This window comes from Clostridium sp. FP1, assembly GCF_011065975.2.
Lineage (GTDB): Bacteria > Bacillota > Clostridia > Clostridiales > Clostridiaceae > Clostridium_AD > Clostridium_AD tagluense.
The window spans coordinates 5,009,854-5,023,126 of record NZ_JAAMNJ020000001.1 but is presented as its reverse complement, the minus strand read 5'-3'; the positions used below and the strand labels follow the sequence as shown (position 1 = coordinate 5,023,126).

At 30.7% G+C, this 13,273-nt stretch carries 15 protein-coding genes; 9 read left to right on the top strand and 6 right to left on the bottom strand.

The annotated features are described in order from the left end of the window. The first annotated feature begins 132 nt into the window (after positions 1-132). From G9F70_RS23920 to G9F70_RS23890, 7 genes are all read left to right on the top strand, one after another. Entirely contained in the window at positions 133-1,389 is a 1,257-nt protein-coding gene (locus G9F70_RS23920; RefSeq protein ID WP_164945128.1) for a UDP-N-acetylglucosamine 1-carboxyvinyltransferase, read from the top strand. Positions 1,390-1,406: 17 nt separating this feature from the next. Next, positions 1,407-2,192, top strand: coding sequence for an MBL fold metallo-hydrolase (locus G9F70_RS23915; RefSeq protein ID WP_164945127.1), 786 nt, complete (start codon positions 1,407-1,409; stop codon positions 2,190-2,192). A gap of 190 nt (positions 2,193-2,382) precedes the next feature. Next, positions 2,383-2,946 (top strand): GerMN domain-containing protein, encoded by a 564-nt coding sequence (locus tag G9F70_RS23910; RefSeq protein ID WP_164945126.1) that lies wholly within the window; start codon positions 2,383-2,385, stop codon positions 2,944-2,946. Between the two features lie 153 nt (positions 2,947-3,099). Then, on the top strand, positions 3,100-3,597 hold the full coding sequence (locus G9F70_RS23905) for an SEC-C metal-binding domain-containing protein (protein WP_164945125.1): 498 nt from the start codon (positions 3,100-3,102) through the stop codon (positions 3,595-3,597). 189 nt (positions 3,598-3,786) lie between these two features. Continuing rightward, positions 3,787-4,671, top strand: a complete 885-nt coding sequence (locus G9F70_RS23900; protein WP_164945124.1) for an ABC transporter ATP-binding protein — start codon at positions 3,787-3,789, stop codon at positions 4,669-4,671. A 5-nt stretch (positions 4,672-4,676) separates the two neighbouring features. Next, positions 4,677-5,474 (top strand): ABC transporter permease subunit, encoded by a 798-nt coding sequence (locus G9F70_RS23895; RefSeq protein ID WP_164945123.1) that lies wholly within the window; start codon positions 4,677-4,679, stop codon positions 5,472-5,474. A 36-nt stretch (positions 5,475-5,510) separates the two neighbouring features. After that, entirely contained in the window at positions 5,511-6,308 is a 798-nt protein-coding gene (locus tag G9F70_RS23890; RefSeq protein WP_164945122.1) for an ABC transporter permease subunit, read from the top strand. 54 nt (positions 6,309-6,362) lie between these two features. Here the strand turns inward: G9F70_RS23890 and G9F70_RS23885 are convergent, their stop codons facing one another. Then, the gene (locus G9F70_RS23885) at positions 6,363-6,779 is read right to left on the bottom strand and encodes a DUF3842 family protein (protein WP_164945121.1); all 417 of its coding nucleotides are present in this window, start codon (positions 6,777-6,779) and stop codon (positions 6,363-6,365) included. A gap of 375 nt (positions 6,780-7,154) precedes the next feature. On the opposite strand from G9F70_RS23885, the gene rlmH reads away from it, so the two are divergent. Further along, a complete protein-coding gene (rlmH, locus tag G9F70_RS23880; protein WP_164945120.1) occupies positions 7,155-7,634 on the top strand; it encodes a 23S rRNA (pseudouridine(1915)-N(3))-methyltransferase RlmH in 480 nt (159 codons plus the stop codon). 281 nt (positions 7,635-7,915) lie between these two features. Here rlmH and G9F70_RS23875 read toward each other — a convergent pair whose 3' ends face one another. From G9F70_RS23875 to G9F70_RS23865, 3 genes are all read right to left on the bottom strand, one after another. Then, positions 7,916-8,728, bottom strand: a complete 813-nt coding sequence (locus G9F70_RS23875; RefSeq protein ID WP_164945119.1) for a nitroreductase family protein — start codon at positions 8,726-8,728, stop codon at positions 7,916-7,918. A gap of 184 nt (positions 8,729-8,912) precedes the next feature. Then, the gene (locus G9F70_RS23870; protein ID WP_164945118.1) at positions 8,913-10,133 is read right to left on the bottom strand and encodes an MFS transporter; all 1,221 of its coding nucleotides are present in this window, start codon (positions 10,131-10,133) and stop codon (positions 8,913-8,915) included. Positions 10,134-10,258: 125 nt separating this feature from the next. Then, positions 10,259-10,894 carry a flavodoxin family protein gene (locus tag G9F70_RS23865; RefSeq protein ID WP_164945117.1) on the bottom strand — a complete coding sequence of 212 codons (636 nt, stop codon included), beginning with the start codon at positions 10,892-10,894 and terminating at the stop codon, positions 10,259-10,261. A gap of 395 nt (positions 10,895-11,289) precedes the next feature. Between G9F70_RS23865 and G9F70_RS23860 the strand changes: the two genes are divergently transcribed. Next, positions 11,290-11,862 (top strand): TetR/AcrR family transcriptional regulator, encoded by a 573-nt coding sequence (locus tag G9F70_RS23860; RefSeq protein ID WP_164945116.1) that lies wholly within the window; start codon positions 11,290-11,292, stop codon positions 11,860-11,862. A 210-nt stretch (positions 11,863-12,072) separates the two neighbouring features. Here G9F70_RS23860 and G9F70_RS23855 read toward each other — a convergent pair whose 3' ends face one another. Together G9F70_RS23855 and G9F70_RS23850 are read right to left on the bottom strand one after the other, a co-directional pair. Further along, positions 12,073-12,780: a YjjG family noncanonical pyrimidine nucleotidase gene (locus tag G9F70_RS23855; protein WP_164945115.1), complete on the bottom strand. Its 708-nt coding sequence runs from the start codon at positions 12,778-12,780 to the stop codon at positions 12,073-12,075. Positions 12,781-12,810: 30 nt separating this feature from the next. After that, positions 12,811-13,269, bottom strand: coding sequence for a DMT family transporter (locus tag G9F70_RS23850; protein ID WP_164945114.1), 459 nt, complete (start codon positions 13,267-13,269; stop codon positions 12,811-12,813). Positions 13,270-13,273 lie beyond the last annotated feature (4 nt).

Genomic DNA, 13,273 nt, shown 5'->3' with positions numbered 1-13,273 from the left:
GAATACCATTTTACATTTCCAAAATAAATGTTAGAATATAATTTAGATATGCTATAATGGCGTGTATATATAAAAATAAAAGTAAATTAAAAAGTAAATTAATATATAAAGTATAGTGAGGATGATACGAATATGGAAAAATTGGTAATTAAAGGTGGTCGACCTATCCTTGGTCAAGTAGAAATAAGCGGTGCGAAAAATGCAGCGGTAGCGATTCTACCAGTAGCTATAATCGCAAGTAAGGGTAAATGTATAATTGAAAATATTCCTGATATAGAAGATGTAAATTGTATTGAAAGAATATTAGAGGATTTAGGTTGTGAAATTAAAAGAGAAAACAATTCAGTTTCTATAGATAGTACAAACATAATTAGCATGGATGCGAATACAGAAGATGTAAGAAAAATGAGAGCATCTTATTATTTGATTGGCGCACTTTTAGCTAGATTTAAAAAGGCTAAAGTAGACCTTCCAGGGGGTTGCCCTATAGGAGTAAGACCTATAGATCAACATATAAAAGGGTTTGAGGCACTTGGAGCAACTGTAACTATTGAGAGTGGTGCTGTAAAGGTTGAGGCTGATAGACTAATTGGAACCAGTATTTATTTTGACGTTGTTAGTGTAGGTGCAACAATAAATGTAATGACTGCAGCAACTCTTGCAGAAGGTACAACTATTTTAGAAAATTCTGCAAAAGAACCTCATGTGGTTGACGTAGCTAACTTTTTAAACTCTATGGGAGCGAGTATTAAAGGTGCAGGTACAGATGTTATAAGAATTATAGGTGTAAAAGAATTAACAGGATGTACATACAGTGTAATTCCAGATCAGATTGAGGCGGGTACCTTTATGATAGCAGCCGCTGCTTGTGGTGGTGAAGTAACTATAAATAATGTTATTCCAAAGCATCTTGAATCAATTTCTGCAAAACTCATGGAAATGGGAGCAGAGGTACATGAAGGTGGAGACAGTGTTACGGTTAAATCAAAAGGAAGACTCAAGGCCGTAAATATTAAGACGCTTCCATACCCAGGATTTCCAACGGATGTGCAACAACCAATGAATACATTATTATGCATTTCAGAGGGCAGAAGCATAATAAATGAAAGTATCTGGGAAGCTAGATTTAAACATGTAGATGAATTAAAAAAGATGGGGGCTTCCATAAAAGTTGAGGGAAGTGTAGCTACAGTAGATGGTGTAGATAAACTTATAGGAACAGTTGTAACAGCATCGGATTTAAGAGCCGGAGCAGCACTAGTTATAGCAGGCCTTATAGCAGAAGGTACTACAGAAATTTTAGGAATAGAGCATATTGATAGAGGATATCCAAATATTGAAGAAAAATTCAGGAGTATAGGGGCAGATATAAGTAGAGTTACAATTTAAAATTAAAGGAGACAATTATGATATTTTGTCCATTATATAGTGGAAGCAGTGGAAATAGCGTATTTGTAGCGTCAGAAAATACAAAGATTTTAGTGGATGTTGGTATGCCTGGAAAAAGCATTGAAAGTGCTCTTAAACATATTAATCAAAACCCTAGCGAGATCCATGGTATTTTTATTACTCATGAACATTCTGATCACATAAAAGGTGCCGGAATTATTTCTAGAAGATATGATACACCAATATATGCCAATGAGAATACCTGGAAAGCTATGGAAAGCAAAATAGGCAATGTAAAAGAACATAATATAAGGATTATTAATAACAATTCTGTGGACATAAATGATATGCATATAGTAAATTATAAAATATCACATGATGCTGTAGATCCCATAGGGTATGCTTTTTATAGTGGAAAAAAGAAAGCGTGCATAGCTACGGATTTAGGCTACTTTTCTGAAGTAGTAAAGAATATAATAAAAGATGCAGATGTAATTCTACTGGAGAGTAATCATGATGTAGAAATGGTAAAGTTTGGACCTTATCCATACCCATTGAAAAGAAGGATATTAAGTGATGTAGGTCATTTATCCAATGATGCATGTGGAAATGCTATAGTAGAAATAATGAATGATAAACAAAAACGTATTATTCTAGGACATTTGAGTAAAACAAATAATTTTCCTGATTTAGCCTACCAAACAGTGGTTAATATACTTAAAGATAATAGTATTGAAATAGGGAAGGACATTTTTTTAGATCTAGCTAGAAGGGACATGCCAAGTGATGTAATTGATTTTTAACGACATTTTAGAAGGGAATTCACCTGCTTGTATAATTAGGGTTCCCATACTATAACAAAGAAAAAACTTCAGTAGGAGGATAACAATTGAGAATTGTTATCTACTCAAGAGGTCTACAAAGGGGTAAATATCCTTCTGAAGTCGTTAATATTGCAGCAGCGAAGATGATGATTTAAAGGAGAGATCTAATATGAAAAAGGTAATAAAAGTAGTATTATGTTCATTACTTGTTATTTCAACAGTAGGATTTTTTGGGTGTGAAAAAAAGGATAAAAAAAGTGTAGCAAATAAGGAAAAAATCGAAAATCTAAAACTTCCTCTAGAAAAAGATGCTTCTATCCAATTTGGTATTTATTTTGATGGTACTAAAGATGATTCTAATGTACAAGTAGTTAAGGATGAGAGGATTATTAATAAAGAAGAGCTTATTGGGGAAGCTATTATGCAGGAACTTATAAAAGGACCAACTGTAAAAAGTGAGTTAAAACCAATACTTCCTAAAGAAACTAGATTATTAAGTTTTTCTATTAAAGATAGTATTGCGTATGTTAATTTGAGCAAAGAAGCTAAAATAAAGATGTCAGTTGCAAAAGAAAAAAGTTGCTTAAAAAGCATAGCTGCGTCATTAGCCCAATTACCTTCTGTAGAAAAAGTAAAGCTAACTATGGAAAATGAAGATATTGATACCATAGGTGGGAACTTTGATATATCCAAGCCCTTTAGTAAAGCAGAGATAGTACCAATAAAAAAATAGGAATCTAGCTGTGGAAAATGCTAAAAAATCATTTAACCACAGGTTAGATGATTTAATTTAAGAGATTTAAACATAAACGTTGAAAATTAGTGAAATCTTTATTATAATAATGGAATATAACAAAATACATTATGATTTGAAGGAGAATGAAACATGAGTTTATATAAAGAGTGGACAGATATGGTGGTTGATTATGTTAAACGTAGAGGAGAACCTGCGTTTTGGCAAGAATACGGAGAAGTAGAAAAACGTATTTATACTAAATTATTATCAAACCATAAAGATGAGGTTAAAGGTACATTAGGAGAACTTGCAAAACACTTTGATGTATCTAACATTTATTTTATGGGATTTACTGATGGAATAAACGATAGTCTTTTAGAACCAGTAGTATTAGAAGAAACTGAAGCGGACACTGAAGTAGATTTTAAAGTAGACTATGAAAAACTTTATTTTAATATGCTAGACGCAAAAGCAGATTATTTATATGAGCTTCCGCAATGGGAAGGGATTTTCTCGAAAGAAAAGAGAAAAGAAATTCAAAGAGCTTATAGAGATTCCAAAATGGTAGTTAATACTGATAAAGTTGGAAGAAATGATGTATGCACTTGTGGTAGTGGGAAAAAATACAAAAAATGTTGTGGAAAATAATTCTACAAATAATTATGTGAAATTATAAGTAATTGTAATAAATAAAACCTTGCATATATGTATAGGTTTTATTTATTTTTTTTGAGAATTTTTATAAATATATGTGACTGATACGAGAACAAAGGGTATGATATATATAATATAAATTGTAGTGAACTGTATACAGAAAATTATAAGGAGGATTTAGCAATGAATATTATTGAAATCAAAAATTTGACTAAAAATTACGGCGCAGCAAGAGGAATCACTGATGTGAGTTTTAATGTTCAGCAAGGAGAAATTTTTGGATTTATTGGGCCCAATGGTGCAGGAAAATCAACAACAATAAGAACATTATTATCTCTAATTTATCCGACGTCTGGTAGTGCTACAATTTTTGGCAAGGACTGTGTTAAGTTTGGACCAGAGATAAAGAAGGAAATAGGATACCTACCATCAGAGGTTTTTTATTATGACAATATGAAGGTTATTGACCTTCTAAAGTATTCAGCAAGTTTTTATAAGAAAGATTGTAGCAAGAGAATTATTGAACTAGCTGAGATAATGAACCTTGATCTTAATAAGAAAATTGATGATTTATCTTATGGTAATAAAAAGAAAGTTGGCATAGTTCAAGGCCTGTTACATTCGCCTAAACTTATCATACTTGATGAGCCTACTAGTGGACTTGACCCCCTTATGCAACAAAAATTCTTTGAACTTCTAGAGAAGGAGAATAAGCGGGGAGCAACAATTTTGCTTTCTTCTCATATTTTAAGTGAGGTTCAGAGGTTATGTAATCGTGTTGCCATTATTAAAGAGGGTAAAATTATAAAGGTTGAAAAGATTAGTACGCTACAAGAAAGTAACCATAAAAAATTCAAAATTCAAGTGGCATCAAAAATAGAAGATAATTATTTTAACATAAGTGGTGTCAGTGCTTTAGATATAAAAGGTAAGATAATAAGCTTTTTATTTAGAGGTAATATTAATTTTATTATGAAAAAGATTTCAGAAATAGATATAACAAATCTTTGGATTGAAGAGCCAGATCTTGAAGAGATATTTATGCATTATTATGTGAAGGAGGAGTAAAAGCTATGAATATGTTTTTACATGAACTTAAGGCTTATAGAAAATCCACTATAATATGGACATGTTCTTTGATTGCCATTATCGTGCTTTTCTTGTCAATGTATCCAGCTTTTTCAAAGGAAGTTGAAGCATTCAAAAAGTTAATGGAAGGATTTCCAGAGCCAGTAAGAAAAGCATTGGGTCTCTCTGTAGAGAGTATGTCTTCTATTTTAGGGTTTTACTCCTATACATTTTTATATTTAACACTTTGTGGTGCAATTCAAGCTATGAATCTAGGTACCTCCATTATATCAAAGGAAGTTCGCGCAAAAACAGCAGATTTCCTTTTAACTAAACCTGTTACTCGTAGGGGTATTATGACATCAAAGCTAATGGCTGCATTAACCTGTCTAATAATTACTAATGTAACTTATTTAGCGGCCGCTAGCATTATGGCATCCCTTGTAAAGACAGAAGACTATAGTTATAAAATATTCTTTATGATCTCTATTACATTGTTTTTTATCCAGCTTATGTTTCTATCACTGGGAATTATAATTTCTGTGGTGGGGCCTAAGATTAAATCTGTGCTACCTATTTCCCTTGGAACGGTATTTACATTTTTTATTATTGGAATGTTTTCATCCACAACGGGCGATGATGCTATACGTTATATTACCCCTTTTAAATATTTTGACACGGGTTACATTATGAAAAATTCTAGTTATGAGATTTCATTTATTATAATAGAAATAGTGGTTATTATTGTAGCAATTGCTGCCAGTTATTTTGTTTATGATAAGAAGGATGTCCACGCGGTTTAATAGTGATGATTATCTAGTAATATAAGGAGGCTAGTTATGAATATATTTATTGTAGAGATGAAGGCTCAGAGAAAAGGTCTTATTATATGGGCTTTAGGTATACTATTTATGGTTGGAGCTGGTATGGGCAAATTTGTTGCATTATCATCCTCAGGTCAATCTATGAATGAGCTATTGGCTCAAATGCCAAAATCTATGCTAGCAATTATGGGTATTGGCACTTTAGATTTGTCAAAGGCTAGTGGTTATTATGGAGTGCTGTTTTTATACTTAGTGCTTATGGCAACGATTCATGCCGCTATGCTTGGAGCTGATATAATTTCAAAGGAAGAGCGAGATAAAACCGCAGAGTTTCTACTAGCAAAGCCTATTTCAAGGAATAAAATTGTAACATCAAAATTGTTAGCTGCCACAATGAATATTTTGATATTTAACGTTATTACCTTGGTATCTTCAATTATTATAGTAGGGAAATACAGTAAAGGTGAAGCAGTAAGTGCGGACATAGCGATATTAATGATGGGAATGCTTATTTTGCAGCTTATGTTTATGCTTATTGGCACAGCAATAGCTGCTGTGAGCAAAAACCCGAAGACAGCTACATCTATATCTACAGCCATACTGTTAATAACGTTTATACTATCTATAGTCATAGACATAAACAGTAAACTTGAAAACCTCAAATATCTTACGCCATTTAAGTATTTTGAAGCTAAAAATTTGATGAATGGCGGTGGCTTTCAATGGAGTTTTGTGATATTATCAATTATAATTATTTTGGTAATGTTATGCATAACATATGTTTTTTATAAGAAAAGGGATTTGAATATATAGCAATGTTAAAAAATGTTTATAACATGGGACTTGATCCATGCTATAAACATTTTTTTAGGACATATTACTTTTTATATCCAGTACAATCTCTTCAATTATATCTTTGATTTGCAGATTTCTTGTGCCTGGTATATAAATACCATGTTTTTGTAGTGGGATTATATATTTAGTACAATCCATATTAAATATTGACTTGGCAATCACGGGAGTAATTTCTCCGTTTATACCACCACTACATATCATTCCAATTGGTCCGATTACACTATCAATCTTATTTGTAATGCAAAATGAGCAGATTGCATTTTCACCACTTATACCAACATTTGCACCCGCTCTTATCATATTTGAAGTAGCAATTGCATTTGTACCAAGTGCAGTAATATAAACATCAAGGCTAATTTCTTTACGAATTTTTTTTATAATTGTCTGACCAAGACCTGCACCTTGTGCATCTAGTACAGCTATTTTCATGGTAATACCCCCAAAATAATTTATAATATAATGAATTTTATTTTTGTATACATAATTGTTATTATACTATAATTAGTATGTATATTCTATTTTTAACTCAAACAAAATTACTATTAAATCATCATCGACCATGCTGGAGTATTAACGACTTCAGAAGGAGACTTATACTCCCACATTTAGCGGTTGTAGGTGTTCTAAAAGGAATTATTACAGCTAGAGTATATGGGTTTGTTAAAAAAAATTCGCCAGGGATTATCTATTAAGGTTTGAAAATAAAGACAAAACCTATTTATGGATTGCTTATAGGGAGGATTGATGGCATAGTATATGATATGTATGATAATCACAATAAAATAGAAGTTAAGGAGATTTACTATGAACATAACTATAATTTGCGTAGGAAAAATAAAAGAGAAATATTTAAAAAGTGCTATAGATGAATATACAAAAAGACTATCTAGATACTGTAAGCTCAGCATAGTTGAGTTAGGTGATGAGAAAACTCCAGATAATGCCTCTGGAAAACAAGAGATTTTAATAAAAGAAAAAGAAGGGGAGGCAATACTTAAGAGCATAAAGGATAATATGTTTGTAATTGCTCTAGAGTTAAAGGGAAATATGCTATCCTCTGAGGAACTATCTAATTTCATAATGGATTTGGGCGTTAAGGGTGAAAGTAATATAGCTTTTATAATTGGAGGGTCCTTAGGGTTATCTAAGGATGTTCTAGAAAGGTCAAATTACAAATTATGTTTTTCAAAGATGACTTTCCCACACCAATTATTTAGGGTTATGCTACTGGAACAGGTTTATAGGGGGTTTAGAATAATAAGTGGGGAACCATATCATAAATAAAGGATAATAAGCAATATTTAGGGTAAGTTAGAATAGGATTTAATATAAGATAATCTAATTAGAAGTGTTATCAACAATTAATTGATAAAAGAACGGTATTTGGTGTAGCAGGTGTATATTTCAATGTAGGAAGTAGTAAGCCTATTATTTCTACGTATCCTGGAGGAGATAGCAATATGAAAAATGAACTATGGAATGATACTGAAGGATTGGTGCAATTTTATTAATGCTTAATTAATAAAGTTAGACTTACGTATTAAGGTAAGTCTAACTTTATGATGTTATATTCTAGATTGATAAAAAGTAACTTCTAAAGGATTTCTATCAATTAATCGTGGAAAATTATATTTTGGATATCCTATCATAACAGCACCTGTTATTTTTTGGCCTTTAGGGATATTGAATAATTCAAGCATTGGGGAATCATCATTAAGAGCAATCTTTTCAAAGACACCAGCCCAACAAGAACCCAATCCAAGTGTTGGAGCATATAATTCCAGATATGCTAATGAGAAAATAGAATTTTCTCTACCTCGTGTGAAATCAGCATCAGCGGTTGCTAGAATAAGACAAGGTGCTCCACGTAAAACAGTGTCAATTCCCTTACTGTGATAAGATTCAATATAGTGATGGAATCTTTTGGTTAATAACTCATCGTTAGCTAGTTTTTCAATAGTAAGTTTAATAGCCTTATCAAGTATATTCCTATCATCTACAATTACATAGGATATTCCTTGCAGATTACTTCCAGTAGGAGCAAAGTGAGCAATATTAACAAGTTCAATTAATTTTTCTTTTGGAACTGTAGTTTCTTTATAGGATCTAATTGAACGCCTAGAGCGAAGAAAGTTTTTAGCTTCTTCAGAACTTAATTTTGGAAAAGCTTTTGAGCTAATTTGATTAGTTAATGGAGTTTTTTTGTTATCAATAGCTTCTCTAGGACAAATAGCTACACAATGACCGCAGGCAATACAGTTTTCGGGACAAATTTCTTCAGGACCATTTTTTCCAAAGCTTAATACATTTTCTGGACATTCATTTACACAAAGTCCGCATTTTATACACTTGTCTTGAGATATAGTTATTAAATTCATAATTGATTCTCCTCGGATAATAAGTTTATAGTTAGTTGATAACTCTATATAGTTATTTATTTTTTATTTTTGTACAAAGTATAGATTAAAATGTCTATTTTATCTGAAGGGGTATTCTCCCTAGAATATAAATACTGATTTTTTTATGGTTTATTTTATAATTTGAATTCAAAGAAATATATTGTCATGATTTTTTTCCTGTTTTGTAAAGAATAATTGCTATAATTTGAGTTGCCATTCCAAAAATGCAAACCCCATACCATCCAAAATGGGAATAGCTGTAGGAACCTAAGAAGGAACCAACTGCTCCTCCAAGAAAAAAGCTGACCATATAAATAGTAGTGAGTCTATTACGTGTTTTCTCGTTTAAGGCTTGTACTATTGCTTGATTTGAGACATTGCAAGATTGTACTCCTAAATCAAGAAAAATAATTCCTAAAATAAGTCCCCATATCTTAAAACCAAATATAAAGAAGAATAAATAAGAAATTATAACTACAATTATACTTATACCTATTGCAAATCTAGGACCTCTCTTATCAGCCATTTTCCCAACTATTGGAGCTGCAAGAGCACCGCTAATACCAACTAATCCTAATAGGCCAGCTGCTTCAGACCCCATATTGTAATGAGAGCTTTCAAGCAAAAATATAAGGGATGTCCAAAATGCGCTAAAAGCTGAAAACATAAGGGCACCATTAAGAGAAGTTTTTCTTAAAATAGGCTCAGTTTTTATCAAATATATCATTGATTTTAATAACTCAGTATACTTAAGATCAGAGACAGGTTTGCATAAGGGTATTAATTTTCTTAGAATAAACATAAGAATCAGCATCATAATTGCTGCAATAAGATAAACAGTTCTCCAACCAAAGTAGCCGCCTAAAATTCCACTGATTGTACGAGAAATTAATATTCCAATTAATAAACCGCTCATAATCATTCCAATTATTTGACCTCTTTGTTTTGGATCTGATAATTGTGCAGCTAACGGAATAATTAGTTGAGGAATAATAGAAGTAAAGCCAACAGCAAAAGAAGATAAGGTGAGGGTGAAGATATTTGAAGAGAAAAACATACTCATAAGTGCAATTATTGAGCATAAAAGCATTATGATAATTAATTTTCTTTTTTCTTTTATATCTCCTAAGGGTAATATAAATATCATTCCAACAGCATAACCTATTTGTGTAAGCATTGCTGCAAAACCTATACTTAATTGATTAACATGAAAAGTTTTAGCTATGTCAGCTAGTAAAGGCTGGATATAGTATAAATTTGCCACAGTAGCGCCACAAGCTATGGACATAACTAAAATTAATAAACTGCTCAATGGAGTAGGCGTAGCTTCTAAATTTTTTGAGGTAGAATTGGTTTTTATAATAGTATTACTTGCTTGACACATTTTAAAATCACGTCCTTATAAAATAATATTTTTAATTGAATAAAGAATTAGAATAAGAATTGAATGGAAATTTCACTATCTCAAATAACGACATTAATATTCTAATGCTTAGGTAAAATAATAATTTAGCGAATAAAATTAGTGAACATCTTTTCTTCTCTTTCTGGTTTATTTATAATCCCTTGTCCGTTTTCCACAAGTTTCATAAGCCAAGCCATATTTTTACCTAGTATCCGCATTATTTGTATTCCTTCTTCGTCTTGCATTACCTCACCTGGTAATCGTCCATTAATAACATTCCAATAATTTGAAGTAGGGATTAGCATTTCAGAATGGTTAATATAATTATTTAATTGATCGAAGGCTGGAATTCCGCCAGCACGTCTTACAGCTACTACTGCAACTCCGACTTTATGTCTTAGCATACTATCATTGGCTTCTGCTACACGAAAAGCTCTATCTAAAAATGCTTTCATTGTTCCGGCAATTGCTGAATAATGTACTGGTGAGCCAAAGATTATTCCATCAGCATCTTTCATTTTTTCAATCCAATCATTAACTGGATCAGTAGTAATAGCACATTTCCTGTTTTTATTTTTTGTACAATATCCACAAGCAATGCATCCTCTGATAGTTTTATTTCCTACATGGATTATTTCTGTTTCTATCCCTTCTTTTTCAAGTTCCTCTATAACTATTTTTATTACGTGATAAGTATTGCCCTCTTTAGTGGGACTTCCGTTAAAAGCTATAACTTTCATTTATTTTTCCTCCTTATATTTAAAACTATTTATACACATGATTAATTACACAGGGGTTGATCTGACTAGCATTTTAGTTATTATATCAATTAAGTACTTCAATAATTCAAATTTTTTCTCAAACAACTTAATAAAACTGAACGTTTAGTTTATAAATATATAATATACTAAACGTTCAGTATTGTAAATAGTTTTTTTGAAAAATAAAAAAATATTTATTCAATTTGAATTTAAGAATTTTTAAAACGAAATCGATGATAAGTGGTCATGAAAATTGAACATTGAAAATTGACAATTGATAACTGAAATATATATAGTATAATATACGTATAGTTTAGTAAGTAGATTACTATAAATTAATTACAATGGAGGTAATTATAATGGAGGTAATTATAATGGAGAAAAAGTTGGGACGTCCGCGTAGTGAAAAAACTAAAAAGGCCATTCTTACTGCTGGATATGAGTTATTGCTTGAAAATGGTTTTGGAGCGGTTACAATTGAAAAAATTGCTGAAAGAGCTGGAGTTAGTAAAGCTACCATTTACAAATGGTGGCCGAATAAAGCTGCTGTTGTTATGGATGCTTTTTTTGATGCTGCTGTTGTGAGACTTCCAATACCTGATACAGGATCAACTATTAATGATATTATAATTCAAGTAAATAATTTAGCAAAATTTCTAATTAGTCGAGAGGGAAAGGTAATTAATGAGGTAATAGCAGAAGGACAATATGATCAAAAGCTTGCTGAAACCTATAGAACAATATATTTTAAGCCTCGTAGACTTGATTCACGATATATTCTAGAACGTGGAATTTCAAGAGGAGAACTAAAGGAAGATTTGGATATAGAATTAGTTATGGATTTAATTTTTGGCCCATTATTCTATAGATTATTAATTACAGGCGATGTGGTTGATGAAGATTTTATAAAGAATTTAATAAAATATGTATTTGAGGGAATAAAATAAAAGTTAATATTAATGGCAACTTAATGAAATATTGAGAGGAAGAGAATTGATTTCACTTATGAGGAGATAGAAGAGCTTTAAATGTTTTGAACAATTAAAGAAGTGTTATCACTTGCTACTGATACGATGAACCGTATCACAAATAAATGAGGTTTTTATAAATATTTAAAAAGGTATGGAACTAAATTTAATTCTATACCTTTTATGCCATTATTTATGATTTTTTTGTGGATCGAGTAGTAAAACTTTAAGCTCACTAAAATTAGAAATCTCATAAGTAGGTTTTATTGATGTTCCATTTACAATTTTATTAGGGTTATACCAACATGTATCTATACCAAAGTTTATTCCACCTTGTATATCAGAAGTCAAGCTATCTCCTACTATCAAGACTTTGCTTTTATCAGTATGGTTTATATTTTTTAGAACATATTCAAAGATTTTAGGATTTGGTTTTGATATTAATATTTCTTCAGATATTACTATAGTCTCAAAATATTTTGCTATAATAGATTTTCTGATTCTTCTATCTTGAACAAAGGTAAGACCATTAGTTACTATGGCAAGTTTGTAAGACTTATTTAAATTCTCTATAAGATCTATACTATAATCATATAGAAATGATGCATCGGCTAAATGTTCTATATATGACTTTGCAAAGTTAGTTTCATCAAAACTTACATTTAATCGATCCGATAATCTTTTAAATCTTTCTACCTTTAATTTCTCTTGTGTAATAAGTCCTTGTTCAAATTCTTTCCATAGAACTGTATTTATTTCTTGATAAATTTTTAAATGATAACTTTCATCATATTTTATGTTAAACTTAAGCAATGTGTTTTTAAATGCTTTTCTTTCAGATTTTTTAAAATCATATAATGTTTCATCTGCATCAAATAATATCACTTCATATTTCATAATATCTCCTCCAAATTTTATATAAATAATTTAATTATTAAGTAATTTAAGTTGCTTTTGTTTATAGTTTTCATCAGATTTTGCATTAAGTATAATACCTATTAAAAATAGGATACATCCTACTATCGTCCCTAAAGAAAAAATATTTAAGTATACATAGTCTATAATTGCACTTGTAAGCATTTGACCTATAAAACGAAGTATAACTGTATATACTGTGGATACTTTATGAACTATAACATTAAATAAATATGTTGTTAAAACTCCTATAGCGCCACCTAAAAAATAAATTAAGGGAATATTTGATATGGAAGAATAGCTAGATATGGGATTTATCATAGTAAAGCATAAAACAAGAGAAGAGATTGTAGCTGTTAAATAATTTATAACTACACTATTTACAATCCCTATTTTTTTAGACAATTCTCCATTTAACATCATGCTTATAACAATTAATACTCCTGTCAAAAATGAAAAAAATATATACATTATG